Source organism: Pantoea sp. NSTU24, assembly GCF_050157905.1.
GTDB lineage: Bacteria > Pseudomonadota > Gammaproteobacteria > Enterobacterales > Enterobacteriaceae > Pantoea.
In genome coordinates this window covers 105,344-125,585 of the sequence record NZ_JBKIWZ010000001.1, presented here as the reverse complement: position 1 = coordinate 125,585, position 20,242 = coordinate 105,344, and the positions used below count along the sequence as shown (strand labels likewise).

Sequence of the window (20,242 nt, the reverse complement as noted above, 5' to 3'; positions counted from 1 at the left end):
GCTGAATCATTCAATTTTTAGATGAGACAGCATGTATAAAACGACGCTTGAGCAGTGGTATCTGCTGGACGAAGTGGTCAATGCGGGCAGCTTCGCGCTGGCTGCAGAGAATAATCATCGCAGCCAGTCATCGCTAAGCTATCAGCTTAGCCTGCTTCAGCAGCGGCTGGGGATGACACTGTTAGAACAACAGGGCCGTCGCGCGGTATTGAGCGCGGAGGGACATCAGCTGCTTGCTCAGGTTCGTCCGCTGCTGCAGGGATTCAGCGCCCTGGAGGCCAGAGCGAATGCACTGCAGCGCGGCGAGCGTTCGCGCATCGATCTGATGGTCGACGCCACCCTGCCCAAGCCCCTGCTGTTTGATGTGCTGCAGACCTTTCAGCAGCGCTATCCGCATGTCCGCATCTGGTTCAGTGAAATCGTCCGCAGTGAGACGCCGGACAGGCTGGCAGAATCTCAGGCCGATCTCTGGCTGGTGGCGCAATATGGCGCCGGACCATTAGCAGGTGAGAGCCTGATGAGCGTCGATTTCATCGCTGTCGCCCATCGCGACCATCCGCTGCATCGCGAACCGGCCCCGCTGGATGCGGCCACACTGGCCCGCTGGCCTTGTGTCACCATTCTGGATCGTCAGCAACAGCAGCAGTCAGAGGTGAATGGCGAGCAGGCGGAGAACTGGTCATTTACCACGCTGTCGGCAGCGATTGAAGCGGTCCAGCATCAGTTAGGCTATGGCTGGCTGCCGGAACAGACTATCGCGGCCCTGCTGGAGAGCGGTGAACTTCGTCCTCTGCCGCTGCGCCAGGGTCGCCGGCGCAGCAGTACGCTGGTGATGTACATGAATGAAGAGAGGCTGCCTGGCAACAGCGCCATTGCTGCGCTGGCACAGATGTTTATTGAGCGTGTGGCGCAGGAGAAGCAAAACGTTAAGATTTGAATAGTCGCCGTTTTTCTTTCAGCAACGCCGGAGTGGGCTGGGGGGTGACTTCACGGTTACTGCTCATTCTTTTTAGCAGCTTATCCAGACGGACGGCCTCCCCCTGCCCCGCGCGCTGTTTCGTCGGACAGAAACAGCGTGACAGGCCCCGCAACGTTGACCCTCCTGCTATTCCTGCCTTTTCAGCCGCAGTGCGGAATTACTTTTCAGGCCTGCTGGCCTGAGCCGTAATCCGCTCAAGCGCAACCTGTGCTAAAAAGCCTGAACGACTTTTGTATTCGGGTTGCGAGGCGACGCAACGGTCGATTCTGTCGATCAGGGATTCAGGCAGGGTAACGTTAATTTTTTCAGAGCCGCCCAGCAGTCGAATCACATCGATATCCACCAGCGCCCAGATATAGCCCTGATAGTCGGGGTGCGTTGCCAGCGCCTCAATCGTCGAGACGGCAGGGATGGCATGGCCAGGCTCAACGCATAGTTCGATATGCCCGGTAATCGCCTCTTTTGCATTTTTTATCGCTTCGTCCAGCGTCTCGCCAGCAGAGAAGCATCCGGGTAAATCAGGAACAATGACGCCACAGGCGTGTTCGTCATCACCAGCTTCAATCGCAATCGGATAAAACATATCAACCTCTTCGCGCAGGCGGGATTAAATCTTCGCCTTTTTTCTGATGCTTTTTACCGTACCGGGCGGTAAGTCCTTTTAGGGGTGAGGCACCGTAACCAGCCCCAGTTTAACCGGATGAGTGAAATGGTGATGGCTACCGTTTATCCTTATCAGCACCCAGCCATCAGCCCTGATTTCCGCAATTAATCTGCTGCTATCCATAGCGGCGTCCTGTCCTGTACCCGTCAGAAAAAAATAACTCCAACCCCCCTCCGGGCAATCCCTTTATCAGGGCTGCGTTGCCTTCTGGCTGGCCTGATTAATTCGGGACATCCCGCACGGCATTCGTCGCAAAAAAAAAGCCCCCGTTACGGGAGCTTTTCTTATACTGCGGCAGAAATTTACTTCTTCTTCGCTTTCGCGTTAGGCAGATCGGTGATGCTGCCTTCGAAGATCTCTGCGGCCAGACCGACGGACTCATGCAGGGTCGGGTGAGCATGGATGGTCAGCGCGATATCTTCCGCATCACAACCCATCTCAATCGCCAGACCAATCTCACCTAACAGCTCGCCGCCGTTAGTGCCGACAATCGCGCCACCGATGACACGGTGCGTCTCTTTGTCGAAGATCAGTTTGGTCATACCTTCTGCACAATCAGAGGCGATAGCACGGCCAGAGGCCGCCCATGGGAAGGTCGCTGTCTCATAGCTGATGCCCTTCTCTTTCGCTTCTTTCTCGGTCAGACCGACCCAGGCAACTTCTGGCTCTGTATAGGCAATGGAAGGGATTACTTTCGGATCGAAGTAGTGCTTCAGACCGGAGATCACTTCTGCTGCCACGTGGCCTTCGTGGACACCTTTGTGCGCCAGCATTGGCTGACCGACGATGTCGCCGATAGCGTAGATGTGTGGCACGTTGGTACGCATCTGCTTGTCGACGCGGATGAAACCACGGTCATCCACTTCCACGCCCGCTTTACCGGCATCCAGACCTTTACCGTTCGGTACGCGACCAATCGCCACCAGCACGGCGTCATAACGCTGCGCTTCGCCTGGGGCTTTTTTACCTTCCATGGAAACGTAAATGCCATCGTCTTTTGCTTCAACGGCGGTCACTTTGGTTTCCAGCATCAGGTTGAATTTCTTGCTGATCTTCTTGGTAAAGACCTTGACCACGTCTTTGTCCGCAGCCGGGATAACCTGGTCAAACATCTCGACCACGTCGATCTCTGAACCCAGCGCGTGATACACGGTCGCCATTTCCAGACCGATGATACCGCCACCCATAACCAGCAGGCGCTTCGGCACTTCTTTCAGTTCCAGTGCATCGGTAGAATCCCAGACGCGTGGATCTTCATGCGGGATGAAAGGCAGTTCGATAGGGCGTGAACCCGCAGCGATAATGGCATTGTCGAAGTTGATGGTGGTCGCGCCGCCTTCTCCTTCAACCACCAGGGTATTAGCACCGGTGAATTTGCCCAGGCCGTTAACCACGGTGACTTTACGCCCTTTTGCCATACCTGACAGGCCGCCAGTCAACTGGTTGATGACCTTCTCTTTCCAGCTGCGAATCTTGTTAATATCAGTAGAGGGCTGGCCGAACACAATACCGTGCTCTTCAAGGGCTTTCGCCTCTTCAATCACTTTGGCAACGTGCAGCAGCGCCTTAGAGGGGATACAACCGACGTTCAGACAAACACCGCCCAGGGTGCTATAACGCTCAACCAGTACGGTTTCCAGACCTAAATCCGCACAACGGAAGGCTGCAGAGTAACCTGCAGGACCTGCCCCAAGTACCACGACCTGGGTTTTAATCTCTGTACTCATCATGACCTCTTAATTGATATCCGGCGGGTCAGACGTTCTTATAATGCCCTTGTTCCACCGGGACTTTCACCGCAAGAGTTTACAGAATTGTTAACAAACTGCCAACCGCGGCGCGACGAATCGTTAAAGGAAGGCCGGCATCCGCCGGCCTTCTTTACTTTTACATAACTAAACGACGAATGTCGGAGAGCATATTGCCAATAATGGTGATGAATCTTGCACCATCGGCTCCGTCAATCACGCGGTGGTCGAAGGAGAGAGAAATCGGCATCATCAGACGCGGCATAAATTCTTTGCCGTTCCATACCGGTTCCATCGCCGACTTAGAGACACCCAGGATAGCCACTTCTGGCGCGTTCACGATAGGCGCAAAGTGAGTGGTGCCCAGGCCACCCAGGCTGGAGATGGTGAAACATCCGCCCTGCATGTCGCCCGCTGTCAGTTTACCGTCACGCGCTTTCTTCGAAATTGCCATCAGCTCACGGGACAGCTCGGTGATGCCCTTCTTGTTCACGTCTTTAAAGACCGGAACCACCAGGCCGTTTGGCGTATCAACCGCCACACCGATATTGATATATTTTTTCAGCGTCAGTTTCTGCGCATCTTCAGAGAGTGAGCTGTTGAAGCGTGGCATCTGCTCCAGCGCGGCCGCTACGGCTTTCATGATGAACACGACAGGCGTGTACTTCACATCCAGCTTACGCTTCTCAGCTTCCGCATTCTGCTGCTTACGGAAGGCTTCCAGCTCGGTAATGTCGGTTTTGTCGAAATGCGTAACGTGCGGGATCATCACCCAGTTACGGCTCAGGTTCGCGCCAGAGATTTTCTGGATACGACCCAGTTCGACTTCTTCGACTTCACCGAACTTGCTGAAGTCCACTTTCGGCCACGGCAGCATGCCTGGCAGACCGCCGCCGCTGGCAGCAGCCGGTGCCGCTTCAGCGCGCTTCACCGCCTCTTTCACGTAAGTCTGCACGTCTTCTTTCAGAATGCGACCTTTACGACCGGTGCCTTTGACTTTCGCCAGATTTACACCGAACTCACGCGCCAGGCGACGGATCACTGGGGTGGCGTGAACGTAAGCGTCGTTTTCTGCAAACTCACCTTTGCTGTCCGCTTTCGCGGCAGCCGGTGCAGGTGCTGCGGCTTTCGCTTCAGATTTAGCAGCCGGTGCCGGCGCAGCGTCCTGTTTCGCCGCCGCAGGTGCCGCTGGCGCAGCGCCTTCAACCTCGAACACCATGATCAGTGAGCCGGTGCTGACTTTATCGCCGGTTGAGACTTTCAGCGCTTTTACCGTACCCGCAAATGGCGCAGGCACTTCCATTGAGGCTTTATCGCCTTCCACCACGATCAGTGACTGCTCGGCTTCGACTTTGTCGCCGACCTTCACCAGAACCTCGGTGACTTCAACTTCATCACCGCCGATGTCCGGGACGTTCACATCTTTTGCGCCCGCGGCGGCGGCAGGTGCCGATGCCGATGCCGCTTCTTCTTTCATGGCTGGCTTCGCGTCAGAGGCTGGTGCTTCGCCTTCTGCTTCAAAGACCATGATGGCGGAACCGGTGCTGACTTTGTCGCCGGTCGCGATGGTGATTTCTTTGACGACACCCGCGAACGGTGCCGGGACTTCCATCGAGGCTTTGTCACCTTCCACCACGATCAGTGACTGCTCGGCTTCCACTTTATCGCCGACCTTCACCAGAATCTCAGTGACTTCCACTTCGTCACCGCCGATATCCGGCACTGCCACTTCTTTGCTGGCCGTGGCCACAGCCGCAGCTGGGGCAGGCGCCGCATCTGCTTTTTTCTCTTCGGCAGCGGCAGGGGCGGCTTCCGCTGCGCCCTCTGCTTCAAACATCATGATCAGTGAGCCGGTTTCAACTTTGTCGCCGGTAGCGATCTTAATCTCTTTCACTACGCCAGCCTGTGGCGACGGCACTTCCATTGAGGCTTTGTCGCCTTCCACGGTGATCAGCGACTGCTCGGCTTCCACCTTGTCGCCAACTTTCACCAGAATCTCGGTGACTTCAACTTCGTCAGACCCGATATCCGGTACCTTAATTTCGATAGCCATTACTCTCTTACCTCTTAAGCCAGACGCGGGTTAACTTTATCGGCATCGATATTGAATTTGGTGATCGCGTCGGCCACCACTTTCTTCTCGATTTCGCCACGTTTAGCCAGCTCACCCAGCGCAGCAACCACCACATAAGATGCATCAACTTCAAAGTGATGACGCAGATTCTCACGGCTGTCAGAGCGACCAAAACCATCTGTACCCAGGACGCGATAATCGCTGGCCGGGACATAGCTACGAACCTGCTCAGCGAACAGTTTCATGTAGTCGGTTGAGGCGACTGCTGGCGCGTCGTTCATCACCTGAGCGATGTAAGGCACGCGCGCTTCTTCTGTCGGATGCAGCATGTTCCAGCGCTCACAATCCTGACCATCACGCGCCAGTTCGGTGAACGAGGTGACGCTGTAGACATCAGAACCGATACCATAATCTTTCGCCAGGATCTGCGCCGCTTCACGTACGTGACGCAGGATAGAACCTGAACCCAGCAGCTGCACTTTACCTTTGCTGCCGTCTACCGTTTCCAGCTTGTAGATACCCTTACGGATACCCTCTTCCGCGCCCTTCGGCATGGCTGGCATGTGGTAGTTTTCGTTCAGCGTGGTGATGTAGTAGTAGATGTTCTCCTGCGCTTCGCCATACATACGCACCAGACCGTCGTGCATGATGACAGCGACTTCATAGGCGTAGGACGGATCGTAAGAAATACAGTTCGGGATCGTCAGCGACTGAATGTGGCTGTGACCATCTTCATGCTGCAGACCTTCGCCATTCAGGGTCGTACGACCCGAGGTGCCGCCGACCAGGAAGCCGCGTGCCTGCTGGTCACCTGCCAGCCACATCAGGTCGCCGATACGCTGGAAGCCGAACATCGAGTAGTAAATGTAGAACGGGATCATCGGCAGGTTGTTGGTGCTGTAAGAGGTCGCCGCCGCCAGCCAGGATGAACCTGCGCCCAGCTCGTTGATCCCTTCCTGCAGAATCTGGCCTTTCTCATCTTCTTTGTAGTACGCAACCTGCTCACGGTCCTGCGGGGTATACTGCTGGCCGTTCGGGCTATAGATACCGATCTGGCGGAACAGACCTTCCATACCAAAGGTACGCGCTTCGTCGGCGAGGATCGGAACCAGACGATCTTTGATCGACTTGTTCTTCAGCATCACGTTCAGGGCACGCACGAAGGCGATGGTGGTGGAGATCTCTTTGTTCTGCTCTTCCAGCAGCGCACCGAACTCTTCCAGCGCCGGCATTTCCAGCTTTTCACTGAACTTCGGCTGACGCGTTGGCAGGTAGCCACCCAGCTTCTCACGCTGCGCATGCAGGTAAGTGTGCTCTTCTGAACCTTTTTCGAAGGTCACGTACGGCAGCTCTTCGATTTTGTCATCGGCAACCGGCACGTTGAAACGATCACGGATATAGCGTACGCCATCCATGTTCATCTTCTTCACCTGGTGGGCAATGTTTTTGCCTTCCGCGGTGTCACCCATACCATAGCCTTTGATGGTATGCGCCAGGATCAGGACGGGCTTGCCTTTAGTGTCCTGCGCTTTTTTCAGCGCCGCGTAGATTTTCTTCGGATCGTGGCCGCCACGGTTCAGTGACCAGATCTCATCGTCGGACATATCTTTAACCAGCGCAGCGGTTTCCGGATATTTACCGAAGAAGTGCTCACGTACGTAGGCACCATCACGGGATTTGAAGGTCTGGTAGTCACCGTCGACAGTTTCATTCATCAGCTGAATCAGCTTGCCGCTGGTATCTTTGCGCAGCAGCTCATCCCAGCGGCCGCCCCAGATGACCTTGATCACTTCCCAGCCAGCACCGGCAAAGATGCCTTCCAGCTCGTTGATGATCTTGCCATTACCGGTGACCGGGCCATCCAGACGCTGCAGGTTGCAGTTGATGATAAAGACCAGGTTATCCAGTTTTTCACGGGTAGCGATGGTGATCGCACCTTTTGATTCTGGCTCATCCATCTCACCGTCACCCAGGAAGGCGTAAACGGTTTGTGCGGAGGTGTCTTTCAGACCACGGTGTTCCAGATATTTCAGGAACTTCGCCTGATAAATAGCGGACAGCGGACCCAGACCCATAGAAACGGTCGGGAACTGCCAGAATTCCGGCATCAGTTTTGGATGCGGATAAGAAGAGAGGCCTTTGCCGTCCACTTCCTGACGGAAGTTATTCATCTGCTCTTCGGTCAGGCGACCTTCAAGGAACGCACGGGCATAGATGCCCGGAGAGATGTGGCCCTGGAAATAGACCAGATCGCCGCCATCCTTGTCACTGCGCGCACGGAAGAAGTGGTTGAAGCAGACTTCATAGATCGTGGCAGAAGACTGGAAGGAGGACATGTGGCCGCCCAATTCCAGATCTTTTTTAGATGCGCGCAGCACCGACATGATGGCGTTCCAGCGAATTGCGGAACGGATACGACGTTCAAGAGAGGTGTTGCCCGGATAGTCGGGTTCATCTTCAACGGCAATCGAGTTGATGTAGTTGCTGATTGCAGACGAACCTGCAGCCACATTGACGCCGCCTTTACGGGCTGCACCCAGTACCTGATCAATCAGATACTGTGCACGTTCAACACCTTCTTCACGGATGACCGATTCGATCGCCTGTAGCCAGTCACGAGTTTCGATCGGATCCACGTCATTGTGTAAACGTTCTGACATGGGTGTGTTCCTTATCTGTGTCTAATACGTTGAATAATCGGGAGCCTGTTAAAGCAGATGCCGGCAGGCTCGTCTGATGTCCGTACGATCTTTGTCGCACGTTATTCCTTACGTTGCTGTAAACGACGCAGGGAGCGTTCACGACGGCTCTGCTCCCGACTTCTGTCCAGCAAGATTTCCTCTATGAACGCCAGGTGACGGTGTGAAGCCTCGCGCGCTTTTTCTGGCTCACGGGCCACAATCGCCTCAAAAATTCTGGCGCGGTGACCGCTCACTTTTGCCAGCATTTCCCGGCGCGAGTAGAGCAATTCGAAATTCTGACGGACGTTTTGTTCCAGCATAGGGCCCATTGAGCGTAGCAAATGCAAAAGCACAACATTATGGGCGGCTTCTGTGACAGCGATCTGATACTGCATCACTGCGTCCGCTTCGGCGTCTAAGTCGCCGCTGTCCTGCGCCTGCTGAATGTGAAGATGACAGTCACGAATACGCAACAGGTCCTCTTCCGTGCCGCGCAGTGCCGCGTAATAGGCGGCGATACCCTCCAGGGCATGGCGCGTTTCCAGCAGGTCAAACTGTGATTCCGGATGGTCGGCGAGAAGCTCAACGAGTGGATCGCTCATGCTTTGCCAGAGATTCTCCTGTACAAACGTTCCGCCACCCTGTCGGCGCAGCAATAATCCTTTGGCTTCCAGCCGCTGGATCGCTTCACGGAGAGATGGACGTGAGACATCGAATTGTTTGGCGAGTTCGCGCTCAGGGAGCAGCTTCTCTCCCGGACGCAGGGTCCCTTCCATGATCAGGGATTCGAGCTGTTGCTCAATGGCGTCAGAGAGCTTGGGTTGACGTATTTTACTGTAAGCCATCATCCCTTCTTATCAGACCAATCGTCCGGAGTAAATTGGTAATACCAATTGCCATAAGGCGCCCGTAAAGTAACAAAGTATTCACCTTGTGTCTATATGGTGTCAGCGACATTCCCCTCACCCAGGGCCCTGCGCTGGCGCTAACATGCGGTAAAAAAAATGAAAATTCACTGTTACTGCAAATGTTAAATAAATGCACTTTTACCAAACCTTACACCCGGTTAGCGGCCAGACGCAGCGGCAGCTATAAGTGAAAGCTATTCGTCATGCGTCCCGTTTCATGGCAAAAAATTTTCTGGCCGGACGTGACAGGGATGGCGTTTTTTCAGTCAACTCTCAGCACAAAAGGCGAAAGCAGGTGCAAAGCGATTCGCTTATCACTATTCTTGTCGCCAGGGTAGCGCATGGCAGCATCCGGCATGTCAGATACCGTAAAATTATCAATACGTTATTGTAACCACTTCATTACAGCGAACAGCGCTGCGAACGAAGAATAAAAACATCACGAGGTGTGTATGGAACAACAGCAAGGCGAAGCGCTGAAACGTGGTCTTAAGAACCGCCATATTCAGCTCATCGCGCTGGGTGGTGCAGTGGGAACCGGGCTGTTTCTGGGCAGCGCCTCGGTTATTCAATCTGCCGGACCGGCCGTTATTCTGGGCTATGCGGTGGCCGGTTTTATTGCCTTTCTAATCATGCGCCAGCTGGGTGAAATGGTGGTGGAAGAGCCGGTCGCAGGCAGCTTCAGCCACTTTGCTTATAAATACTGGGGTAACTTTGCCGGCTTTGCCTCGGGCTGGAACTACTGGGTTCTCTACGTGCTGGTCGCGATGGCGGAACTGACCGCCGTGGGCAAATATATCCAGTTCTGGTGGCCCGATTTTCCGACCTGGGCCTCCGCCGCTATCTTCTTCGTGATGATTAACGCCATCAACCTGACTAACGTTAAAGTGTTTGGTGAGATGGAGTTCTGGTTTGCCATCATCAAAGTGGTGGCGGTGATCGGCATGATCCTGTTCGGTGGCTGGCTGCTGTTTGGTGGTCATGCAGGTCCGCAGGCCACCGTCCGCAACCTCTGGGAACAGGGCGGCTTCTTCCCGCACGGCATCGGCGGGCTGGTCGCCGTCATGGCGATTATCATGTTCTCGTTTGGCGGGCTGGAGCTGGTTGGTATTACTGCGGCCGAAGCTGACAATCCGGAAGTGAGCATCCCGAAAGCAACCAACCAGGTGCTCTGGCGCATCCTGATCTTCTACATTGGTTCGCTGGCCGTGCTGCTCTCTCTGATGCCGTGGAATCGGGTCACCTCTGACGTCAGCCCGTTTGTCTTTATTTTCCATGAGCTGGGCGATGCGATGGTAGCGAATGCGCTGAACATCGTGATCCTGACGGCCGCCCTGTCGGTCTATAACAGCTGCGTCTACTGCAACAGCCGTATGCTGTTTGGTCTGGCTCAGCAGGGCAACGCGCCGAAATCGCTACTGAAGGTGGATCGTCGCGGCGTCCCGGTGTTAACGATTCTGGTTTCGGCCGTTGCCACTGCGCTCTGCGTGCTGATTAACTATCTGATGCCGGGTGAAGCCTTTGGCCTGCTGATGTCGCTGGTCGTTTCTGCGCTGGTGATTAACTGGGCGATGATCAGCCTGGCGCACCTGAAGTTCCGCCGTAAGAAAGATCAGCAGGGTGTGACCACCCGCTTTAAAGCCCTGCTCTATCCGGCAGGAAACTGGATTTGCCTGATCTTCATGGCAGCGATTCTGGTGCTGATGGCCACCACGCCAGGCATGGCGATCTCTGTCTGGCTGATTCCGGTCTGGCTGGTAATTCTGGCTGTGGGTTACTTCATTAAGAACAAAACACAGAAAGCCTGATGCGCTGTTCCGGGCGGTGATCTCCCTGAGAGGTTGCCGCCTGCCTCCCTGCCGTTCTTCTCTGGCCTGATCAGGTTCACATTTCTTTCTCCGCACCTGTTTAGTCCATCTTCATGACGAATTACTCCGGTTCGTTCTGCTGACTTAATGCCAATAATTCCTGTTCACACTGGATGCGCAGGAGAAAACCATGAAAGGTGCAGCCCTCTCGTTTCGGGAAAAGCTGGGATATGGCATGGGCGATGCCGGGTGCAACATGATTGGCGGCGCCATTATGCTGTTCCTGAACTACTTCTATACCGATGTGTTTGGCCTGGCCCCGGCGCTGGTGGGCACCCTGCTGCTGTCAGTCAGGGTACTGGATGCGGTGACCGACCCGATTATGGGCGCGATCGCCGACCGTACCCAGAGTCGCTGGGGACGTTTCCGCCCCTGGCTGCTGTGGGTTTCCGTGCCCTATGTGCTGTTCAGCATCCTGATGTTTACCACCCCCGACTGGACCTATCACAACAAGGTTATCTGGGCTTTCGTCACCTATTTCCTGATGTCACTGACCTATACCGCCATTAACATTCCCTACTGCTCTCTGGGGGGTGTGATTACCAACGATCCCGGCGAGCGCATCTCCTGTCAGTCGTACCGCTTTGTGATGGTCGGCATCGCCACGCTGATTCTCTCCATGTCACTGCTGCCGATGGCGGAGTGGTTTGGCGGCGCAGACAAAGCCCGCGGTTATCAGATGGCGATGACGGTCCTCGCCACTATCGGACTGGCGATGTTCCTGTTCTGCTTTGCGACTGTACGCGAACGTATCCATCCGGCCGTGCCGGGCAACGATGACCTGAAAAAAGATCTGCGCGACGTCTGGAAGAACGACCAGTGGGTTCGCATTCTGCTGCTGACCTTCTGCAACGTCTGCCCCGGCTTTATCCGTATGGCGGCCACCATGTATTACGTGACCTGGGTGATGGGCCAGTCAACGCACTTTGCCACGCTGTTTATCAGCCTGGGTGTGATTGGCATGATGATCGGCAGCACGCTAGCGAAGCTGCTCACCGACCGCTGGTGCAAACTTAAAGTCTTCTTCTGGACCAATATCGCGCTGGCACTCTTCTCCAGCGGTTTTTACTGGATCGATCCGCACGCCACGGTGATAGTGGTCGTCGCCTGGTTTGTACTGAATATCCTGCATCAGATCCCGTCACCACTGCACTGGTCACTGATGGCGGATGTGGACGACTACGGCGAATGGAAAACCGGCAAACGCATCACCGGCATCAGCTTCTCCGGCAACCTCTTCTTCCTCAAAGTCGGGCTGGCCGTGGCCGGTGCCATGGTCGGCTTTCTGCTGTCGTTCTATGGCTACAATGCCGGGGCTAAACAGCAATCGCCGGAGGCCATTAACGGTATCATGCTGCTGTTTACCGTCATTCCGGGAGTCGGCTATCTGATTACCGCTGGCGTGGTCAGACTGCTTAAGGTTGACCGCAAATTGATGCTCACCATTCAGCAGGATCTCGCCCTGCGTCGCCAGAACGTCCGTGAGTTACACCCTGTTCACCTGCGCGACGGGACGGCCACCCCAACCGGAGGGGTAAAATGATGACAGCCTGGCCAAATCCCTTTATTACGCAGCGGGCCGACCCCTTTATCCTGCAGCATGACCAGCATTACTATTTTGTCGCCTCAGTGCCGGAGTATGACCGGCTTGAGATCCGCCGCGCCACAACGCTGGCAGGCCTGCGCAGCGCCGCAGCGGTAGAGGTCTGGCACAAACCGGAGAGCGGCCCCTGCAGCGAATTAATCTGGGCGCCCGAGCTGCATTATATTGATGGTCAGTGGGTGATCTATTTCGCTGCAGCCCCGACACGCGATATTAAAGAGGGCCTGTTTCAGCACCGGATGTATGCGCTGGTCTGTGACGCGGACGATCCCCTGCTGGGGCCATGGCAGCCCTGCCGCCGGGTCTTCAGCCAGTTTGACAGCTTCTCGCTGGATGCCACGCACTTCGTTCATCAGGGCAAAAACTGGTATCTCTGGGCGCAGAAAGATCCGTCAATTCCCGGTAACTCAAACCTCTACCTGGCCGAATTACTCAACCCCTGGACGCTGAAAGGCACTCCGGTCATGCTGAGCCGGCCGGAATATGAGTGGGAGTGCGCAGGGTTTAGCGTCAACGAAGGACCGGCGGTCATTCGTCATGGGAATCGGCTATTTGTGACCTACTCCGCCAGCGCGACCGATGAGAATTACTGTCTGGGTATGCTGTCCATTGCCGCTGATGCAGACCTGCTGGATACGGCTGCCTGGCAGAAATCTGCCCGACCGGTCTTTGTCTCCAGCTGGGACAATCATCAGTATGGGCCGGGTCACAACAGCTTCACCCGCGATGAAGAAGGACGTGACGTGCTGGTTTACCACGCACGCAATTACACGGAAATTGAGGGCGATCCGCTCTGGGATCCGAACCGCCATACCCGTCTGAAATACTTCTGCTGGCGGGAGGATGGCACACCCGATTTTGGTGTACCACCCGCCGATTACACCAGCGTGCCGTAAATCGTCAGCAACGCGACGGCGACCACCAGCACCAGTGAGGTCCGCTTCGCTAACGCCACGGCAACCCGTGGCGTTTCAACTTTATCGGTATGCGGATCGCGAGACAGAGAGAATTGTGCCAGCGTCGTCAGCACCTGATACTGAGAGCGACGACGATCGGTCAGCGAAGCAAACCAGGCAGGCAGGGCTTTCTCGCCATGGCCCAGCAGCGCGTAGGCCACACCCGCCAGCCGCACCGGGATCCAGTCGAGCAGATGCAGAAGGGCATCCACGCCCGATTGCGCGCGTGCCATCGGCGTTTCCCGTTTTGCCAGCCAGCTTTGCCAGGCGCGCAGGAACGCGTAGCCCACCAGCAGCACCGGCCCCCAGGGGCCCCCCACCACCAGCCAGAACATCGGAGCCAGATAAAAGCGAAAGTTTATCCAGATCAGGGCGTTCTGTAGTTCGCGCAGAAATTCGCGCTCGCTGCACTCTACCGGTACACCGTGAATGAGCGTCAGCTCGGCCGCCATCGCCTGATGTGCCGCCTCGTCATCATGACTGGCCGCTTTCAGATAGTGATGATAGTGCTGACGCACTGAACCGGCACCGATGCAGAGCAGGCCGGTGACGATCCAGAACAGCAGCTGCAGCACGCCGAAAAGCAGCCCTTTCAGGCTCCAGATCACCAGCGCGGTCAGCGCCATCGCCAGCACGGTCATCAGTAACGTGCGCACCAGTGAGAAATGGCGGCGATGGCGAAAAACCGGCTCCAGCCGATGGTCGAGCTGCCAGTGCTCGCCCAGCTTAAACAGGCGCTCCCAGCCTAAAACCAATAACAAGGTAAACAACGTCATACTGACCCCGCAAAAATCAGGATGTGGGCTGCGTTAACAGCTGTCGGTAGTAGTCCCAGTCAAAAGCAGGCCCGGGATCGGTTTTGCGTACGGGTGCGATATCGCTATGCCCCGTGATACGCGAAGGTGTTAACGGATAGTGTTGCAGCAGCAACTGTGTCACCTGCTGCAAGGACCGATATTGCGCGCCGGTGTAAGGCTCGCTGTCTGTCCCTTCCAGCTCAATACCGATGGAGAAGTCGTTGCAGTTTTCCCGTCCTTCAAACTGTGAAACACCCGCATGCCAGGCGCGCCTGTCAAAAGAGACATACTGAACAATCTCCCCGTCGCGACGAATCAGGCAATGTGCCGCCACTTTCAGCGCGGCGATATCCGCAAAATAGGGATGAGCCTCAGGCGGCAGTGTGCCGGTAAAGAGTTTATCGATCCATGGCCCGCCAAATTCACCCGGTGGCAGGCTGATATTGTGGATCACCAGCAGCGAAGGCGCCTCATCGTCAGGGCGTTCGTTGCAATGTGTTGATGGCACGTGACGCACACCGGTCAGCCAGCCCTGTTCAATTTTCATACCGGACTCCTTGTTCTGCCAGGCTGAGAATAGCATGAATAATAAAGGATTCTTGCCTCTTAGTGTGTCCGGGGCGCAACGAAAAGTGTCAGCTGTTAAGGATACTAAACAAAATCATCATCAGCACTGGTACAGCGTAACGGTTCAGGCTATTGTGACCGCCTCTGTTGCGGCACTTTTATGAGGTAAAAAGAGTATGTCATCTCGAGGTTACGATCCGGACAGCCGCCGTCAGGCGCTGATTAAACGCGTTGAAAGTGACATCCCGGATGCCGTTGCGCTGGCATTGAAAGAGGATCTCGGCGGCGAGATCGACGCTGACCGTGACATTACCGCTCAGCTGTTGCCGGCCGACACGCAGGCCCATGCGCAGGTGATCACCCGTGAAGACGGTGTTTTCTGTGGTAAACGCTGGGTGGAAGAGGTCTTTATCCAGCTTGGGGGCCACGCGACCCTGAACTGGCATGCGGAAGATGGCGATAAGGTGAAAGCCGGTCAGCTGCTGTTTGAGATCGCCGGTCCGGCCCGGCTGCTGCTGACTGCCGAACGTACGGCGCTTAACTTCGTGCAGACGCTTTCAGGTGTGGCAACGGAAGTGAGCCGCTATGTGGCCCTGCTGGCAGGCAGCCAGACGCAGTTACTCGACACGCGTAAAACCCTGCCCGGCCTCCGTACTGCGCTGAAATATGCCGTACTGTGCGGCGGCGGGCAGAACCATCGGCTGGGCCTCTCCGATGCTTACCTCATCAAAGAAAATCATATTATTGCCAGTGGTTCGATCCAGCAGGCGGTAGAAAGAGCGCAATGGCTGCAGCCCGACGTGCCGGTCGAGGTCGAGGTGGAATCGCTGGAGGAGCTTGAGCAGGCGCTGGAGGCTGGCGCCGATATCGTTATGCTGGATAACTTCAGTCTGGACGACATGCGTGCCGCCGTTGCGCTCAATCAGGGGCGTACACTGCTGGAGGTTTCCGGCAACGTGACGGAAACGACCCTGCCGCAGATTGCCCTGACCGGCGTGGACTACGTGTCGGTTGGCGCACTGACCAAGCATGTGCGAGCGCTGGACCTCTCCATGCGTTTTAAACAGCAGTAACCCGCCCCGCCGTCACCCGTGACGGCAATTTTGCGACCCTGCTTCCGGCGCAGTTTCGGCTGCGCTGCAATGCTGAAATCTCTTTGCAGTCCGCTTTCCGGTTCGCTTCTCGCGGACTGTCTTTCATCACCCGTGATTTTTACCCTGTCGGCTTCTTAATCAGGAGACGATGCGATGGCGAATCAACGTGGATTTACACTGGTGGAACTGATGATTGTGGTGGGGATCGTGGCGATCTTAAGCGCCATCGGCCTGCCCGCTTATCAGAACTATCTGCAGCGCGCAGCCCTCACCGACATGCTTCAGACGATGGTGCCCTATAAAACAGCGGTAGAGCTCTGTGCAATGGAACGCGGCGGGCCTGCGCAGTGCCAGGCCGGGGAAGCGGGCATCCCTGCCGCCCGCGGCTCGCGCTATGTCTCCAGCCTCAGCGTCACTGCCGGCGTAATCACCCTGACCGGTCAGGAGAGTCTGAATGGCCTGCGTGTTGAAATGGTGCCCGTCTGGGACAGCAGCGAGGGTGGCATCAGCTGGCAACGCAGCTGCACCAGCAGCATCAGCAGCCTTCGTGACAATTGTCTGGCGCAGTTCCGCTTTGCGGATAAAGGAGGCAGTGATGGACAAGCCTGATGCAGCCATTGCGGCACTGTGTCAGCGTTATCGCGCCGTGATTCTGCACCATGATGCCACTCAGCTGCGCGTTGCCGTGGCGGAGAGCGCGCCGCCGGGCCTGGCTGAGGCGCTCCATTTTGCCAGCCAGTGCCAGATTGAGATCGAGTGCTGGCCGCAGGCCCGGCTTGATCAGCGTCAGCATGCTGATACCCCTCTGGTCGCGCGCGAAGCGTCCCCCGCTGAGTCAGCGGTTGAGGCGACGGAATTGATTCTGCGTCAGGCCCTGGAGCGTCGTGCCTCGGATGTCCACATCGAACCCGATCAGGGAGGCCTGCGGATACGACTGCGTATCGACGGCGTTCTGCATCCTCTCTCCGCCCTGCCCGCCACGCAGCCTGCGGCACTGCTGGCACGCCTGAAGATCCTCGGCGGCCTGGATATCGCCGAGCGCCGCCTGCCACAGGATGGTCAGTTCAGTCTGGAAATCGCCGGAAAACCCGCCTCTTTTCGCCTGGCCACTCTGCCTATCTATGGCGGCGAAAAAGCCGTGATAAGGCTGTTACATAGTGAAAGCGCAGCCCTGTCGCTGGATAAGCTTGGGCTCCCCGCGGCCCAGTTGCGGCTGCTCTGCGCCGCGCTGGCCCAGCCGCAGGGGCTGATACTGGTGACTGGCCCCACCGGCAGCGGCAAGACGTTTACGCTCTACAGCGGCCTCTGCGCCCTGAATACACCGGAAAGGAATCTGTGCAGCGTGGAGGACCCTATTGAGATTCCGTTAGCCGGGATTAACCAGACGCAGATTCATACCAAAAGCGGTCTCGATTTTAATCGCGTACTGCGGGCGCTGCTGAGACAGGACCCGGACGTGATCATGGTGGGCGAGATTCGGGATGCGGAAACGGCAGAGATTGCGGTCAAAGCCGCACAGACCGGCCATCTGGTGCTGTCGACGTTGCACACTAACTCCACTGCCGAAACCCTGACGCGACTGCGTCAGATGGGGATTCCCGGCTATCTTCTGGGCCCGGCACTGAAACTGATTGTGGCTCAGCGTCTGGTGCGGCGCCTCTGTCCGCACTGCCGCCAGCCTGCTCAGGCTGTGGCGCACTACCCTGCTGAACTCTGGCCTGGTACGCTGCAAACCTGGCGTGCCCCCGGCTGCGATCACTGTTTTTCCGGCTATTTTGGCCGGCTGGCGCTGTTTGAGCTGCTGCCCGTTAATGCCCGGCTGCAAAATGCAATTGCTGCCGACATGCCGCTGGACAGTCTGCTTACGCTGGCGAAACAGCAAGGCCTGCGTCCTCTGCTGGCTTCTGGCCTGGAAGCGGTGAGCCGGGGCGATACCTCGCTGGAAGAGATGCAGCGTGTAATAGGGCTGGACAATGGATAACACCTGTTTATTTCGCTGGCAGGCGGTCGATAGCCAGGGGCAGTTATGCAGTGGACAGCTGCTGGCAATCGACAGTGACAATCTGCTGCTGATGCTGGCACAGCGTGATCTTCTGCCGGTGAGCTGGAAGAGAGAGAAGATCTGGCCTCAGAAAGCGTGGAAATGGCAGCCCAGGATCGACCTGTTCAGGCAACTGGCCACTCTGCTTAAAGCCGGGCTGCCCCTGGCAGAAAGTCTCACGCTACTGGCCGAAGGCCATCCGCATCCTGGCTGGCGGGCGCTGATGCGCGCGCTGCATCATCGAGTGCTCAGCGGCGCGCCTTTTTCACAGGCGTTGCGCGAATGGCCGCAAATCTTCCCGGCGCTCTATCCGGCGCTGATGGAGATCGGCGAGCTGACCGGTCAGCTGGATGTCTGCTGCGGCGAACTGGCCCGGCAGCAGAGCCGGCAGCAACAGTTACGCCATCAGGTCAGGAAAGCGCTGCGCTATCCCCTGTTCATCCTGCTGGTGGCGCTGGCCGTCTCCTGTGGCATGCTGCTGTTTGTCCTGCCGGAGTTTGTTGCCGTCTATGACTCTTTCGATGCGCCGCTGCCTGCCTTTACGGCGGCTGTCATGCAGTTATCTGCGGGGCTTCAGGCGTGGGGTACGGTAGCAGCGTTCTTTATTCTGCTGTTGCTGACCGTCTGGCATCAGCTGAGACGACGCTCGGCGGGCTGGCAACGGCGTGAACAGGCTATCTTCCTGCGTATTCCGCTGCTGTCCGGTCTGTGGCGTGGCGCACAACTGACGCAAATCTACAGCCTCCTTAACCTGACGCAGCGCGCAGGCTTAACGCTGTTACAGGGCCTGACCGCCGTTGAAGTGACGCTCTCCTCACTGCTATGGCGGGAGGCGATCGCTCAATTGCAGCAGCATATTGCTCAGGGAAACCCGCTGCATCAGGCGCTGATTCAGCATCCCCTGTTTACGCCCCTGTGCAGTCAGCTGATACGGGTTGGCGAAGAGGCCGGTGCACTGGATCTGATGCTGGCCCGTCTGGCGGAGTGGCATGAGACGGAAACCCGTGAACGCGCGGATACACTGGCGGCTTCACTGGAACCAATGATGATGCTGATGATTGGCGGCATTGTCGGAACGCTGGTGATTGCGATGTACCTGCCGGTCTTTGGACTGGGCGATGTGATGCATTAAGGGGCGCCGCGTGCGCCCCCCTGCCTGCTATCGGTTAAAGACGCGGTTTTCCTGCTCGTTAACGCGGATAAAAGTAGTGCGCTTGGTCAGCTCTTTCAGACGTTCCGCACCGACATACGTGCAGGCGGAACGCAGCCCCCCAGAATGTCGCGGGCGGTGTCATCCACAGGCCCCCGCAACGGCAGCTTCACCGTTTTGCCTTCTGCTGCACGGTACTGTGCGACACCGCCAACGTGACGCTTCATTGCGGATTCAGAGCTCATGCCGTAAAAGAGCATAAAACGTTCGCCATTTTCTTCGACGATCTGCCCTTCACATTCATCATGCGCCGCCAGCATTCCACCCAGCATCACGAAGTCTGCTCCACCGCCAAACGCCTTGGCGATATCGCCAGGCACAGAACAGCCGCCATCGCTGACGATCTGTCCGCTTAAGCCATGCGCCGCATCAGCACACTCAATAACCGCCGAAAGCTGCGGATAACCGACGCCGGTTTTTACGCGGGTGGTGCAGACCGAGCCAGGTCCGATGCCAACCTTAACGATATCCGCGCCAGACAGAATCAGTTCCTCCACCATTTCGCCTGTGACTACGTTACCGGCACAGATCGTTTTAGTCGGGAACCGCTCACGCGCCCGCTGCAGAAAATCGACGAAATGTTGTGAATAGCCATTGGCAACATCAATGCAGATAAACTGCAAATCCTGCGACAGCGCCATAATCGCGACCAGCTTATTCAGGTCAGCGTCAGAGGTACCGGTTGACACCATGACCTGCTTCAGTACCGCTGCGGGCACGCGCTGAATAAAGGCGCGCCACGCATCGACGCTGTAATGTTTGTGAACTGCCGTGAGGAGATTGAAGCTGGCCAGTGCTTCGGCCATCGAAAAGGTGCCGACAGTATCCATGTTGGCGGCAATAACCGGCACGCCGCTCCAGCGCAGTCCCGAATGACGGAAGGTAAAGCTGCGTTCCAGTTCTACCTGCGAACGGCTTTTCAGCGTGGAGCGTTTGGGGCGAATTAACACATCTTTAAAGCCCAGTTTCAGATCTTCTTCGATACGCATAAACAGTGTCCTGGTAAGTGGCAATGAATCGTTCTTCACGAAATAAGCACAGCTCCAGTGACG

General features: G+C 56.5%; 15 protein-coding genes and 2 pseudogenes. 8 read left to right on the top strand and 9 right to left on the bottom strand.

Features of this window, described 5'->3' with window-relative positions; translation table 11 throughout:
- The first annotated feature begins 31 nt into the window (after positions 1 to 31).
- Entirely contained in the window at positions 32 to 937 is a 906-nt protein-coding gene (locus ACLHDD_RS00520; protein ID WP_427102501.1) for a LysR family transcriptional regulator, read from the top strand.
- A 199-nt stretch (positions 938 to 1,136) separates the two neighbouring features.
- Here the strand turns inward: ACLHDD_RS00520 and ACLHDD_RS00515 are convergent, their stop codons facing one another.
- The 6 genes and pseudogenes from ACLHDD_RS00515 to pdhR form a co-directional block, all read right to left on the bottom strand.
- Positions 1,137 to 1,562 carry a type II toxin-antitoxin system HicB family antitoxin gene (locus ACLHDD_RS00515; RefSeq protein ID WP_427102500.1) on the bottom strand — a complete coding sequence of 142 codons (426 nt, stop codon included), beginning with the start codon at positions 1,560 to 1,562 and terminating at the stop codon, positions 1,137 to 1,139.
- Positions 1,563 to 1,643: 81 nt separating this feature from the next.
- A pseudogene (locus ACLHDD_RS00510) lies at positions 1,644 to 1,766 on the bottom strand (type II toxin-antitoxin system HicA family toxin); the annotation flags it as partial.
- Positions 1,767 to 1,945: 179 nt separating this feature from the next.
- Positions 1,946 to 3,370, bottom strand: a complete 1,425-nt coding sequence (lpdA, locus tag ACLHDD_RS00505) for a dihydrolipoyl dehydrogenase (protein WP_111140842.1) — start codon at positions 3,368 to 3,370, stop codon at positions 1,946 to 1,948.
- A gap of 160 nt (positions 3,371 to 3,530) precedes the next feature.
- Positions 3,531 to 5,444 (bottom strand): pyruvate dehydrogenase complex dihydrolipoyllysine-residue acetyltransferase, encoded by a 1,914-nt coding sequence (gene aceF / locus ACLHDD_RS00500; RefSeq protein WP_427102499.1) that lies wholly within the window; start codon positions 5,442 to 5,444, stop codon positions 3,531 to 3,533.
- Between the two features lie 14 nt (positions 5,445 to 5,458).
- Complete coding sequence (aceE, locus tag ACLHDD_RS00495) at positions 5,459 to 8,125, bottom strand: pyruvate dehydrogenase (acetyl-transferring), homodimeric type (RefSeq protein ID WP_427102498.1); 2,667 nt, start codon at positions 8,123 to 8,125, stop codon at positions 5,459 to 5,461.
- Between the two features lie 101 nt (positions 8,126 to 8,226).
- Positions 8,227 to 8,991 carry a pyruvate dehydrogenase complex transcriptional repressor PdhR gene (pdhR, locus tag ACLHDD_RS00490; RefSeq protein WP_111139429.1) on the bottom strand — a complete coding sequence of 255 codons (765 nt, stop codon included), beginning with the start codon at positions 8,989 to 8,991 and terminating at the stop codon, positions 8,227 to 8,229.
- A gap of 515 nt (positions 8,992 to 9,506) precedes the next feature.
- Between pdhR and aroP the strand changes: the two genes are divergently transcribed.
- The 3 genes from aroP to ACLHDD_RS00475 all read left to right on the top strand — a co-directional run bounded on the left by aroP (position 9,507) and on the right by ACLHDD_RS00475 (position 13,421).
- Positions 9,507 to 10,862 (top strand): aromatic amino acid transporter AroP, encoded by a 1,356-nt coding sequence (gene aroP / locus ACLHDD_RS00485; protein WP_427102497.1) that lies wholly within the window; start codon positions 9,507 to 9,509, stop codon positions 10,860 to 10,862.
- Between the two features lie 190 nt (positions 10,863 to 11,052).
- Complete coding sequence (locus ACLHDD_RS00480; protein ID WP_427102496.1) at positions 11,053 to 12,465, top strand: glycoside-pentoside-hexuronide (GPH):cation symporter; 1,413 nt, start codon at positions 11,053 to 11,055, stop codon at positions 12,463 to 12,465.
- The gene (locus ACLHDD_RS00475; protein ID WP_427102495.1) at positions 12,462 to 13,421 is read left to right on the top strand and encodes a glycoside hydrolase family 43 protein; all 960 of its coding nucleotides are present in this window, start codon (positions 12,462 to 12,464) and stop codon (positions 13,419 to 13,421) included. Before ACLHDD_RS00480 ends, ACLHDD_RS00475 begins: the two co-directional genes overlap by 4 nt.
- Here ACLHDD_RS00475 and ampE read toward each other — a convergent pair.
- A complete protein-coding gene (gene ampE, locus ACLHDD_RS00470; RefSeq protein WP_427102494.1) occupies positions 13,403 to 14,257 on the bottom strand; it encodes a beta-lactamase regulator AmpE in 855 nt (284 codons plus the stop codon). The genes ACLHDD_RS00475 and ampE overlap by 19 nt on opposite strands.
- Positions 14,258 to 14,273: 16 nt before the next feature.
- Positions 14,274 to 14,825 (bottom strand): 1,6-anhydro-N-acetylmuramyl-L-alanine amidase AmpD, encoded by a 552-nt coding sequence (ampD, locus tag ACLHDD_RS00465; protein ID WP_427102493.1) that lies wholly within the window; start codon positions 14,823 to 14,825, stop codon positions 14,274 to 14,276.
- 196 nt (positions 14,826 to 15,021) lie between these two features.
- Here ampD and nadC point away from each other — a divergent pair, with 196 nt between their 5' ends.
- The 4 genes from nadC (at position 15,022) to hofC (ending at position 19,112) form a co-directional block, all read left to right on the top strand.
- Complete coding sequence (gene nadC / locus ACLHDD_RS00460; protein ID WP_427102492.1) at positions 15,022 to 15,918, top strand: carboxylating nicotinate-nucleotide diphosphorylase; 897 nt, start codon at positions 15,022 to 15,024, stop codon at positions 15,916 to 15,918.
- A gap of 174 nt (positions 15,919 to 16,092) precedes the next feature.
- Positions 16,093 to 16,548, top strand: coding sequence for a prepilin peptidase-dependent pilin (gene ppdD / locus ACLHDD_RS00455; protein WP_427102491.1), 456 nt, complete (start codon positions 16,093 to 16,095; stop codon positions 16,546 to 16,548).
- Entirely contained in the window at positions 16,535 to 17,920 is a 1,386-nt protein-coding gene (gene gspE / locus ACLHDD_RS00450) for a type II secretion system protein GspE (protein ID WP_427102490.1), read from the top strand. The genes ppdD and gspE overlap by 14 nt, the downstream gene beginning before the upstream one ends.
- Positions 17,913 to 19,112, top strand: coding sequence for a protein transport protein HofC (gene hofC, locus ACLHDD_RS00445; RefSeq protein ID WP_427102489.1), 1,200 nt, complete (start codon positions 17,913 to 17,915; stop codon positions 19,110 to 19,112). The genes gspE and hofC overlap by 8 nt, the downstream gene beginning before the upstream one ends.
- 27 nt (positions 19,113 to 19,139) lie before the next feature.
- Here the strand turns inward: hofC and ACLHDD_RS00440 are convergent.
- Positions 19,140 to 20,179: pseudogene (locus ACLHDD_RS00440) on the bottom strand (GMP reductase).
- Positions 20,180 to 20,242: the final 63 nt, after the last annotated feature.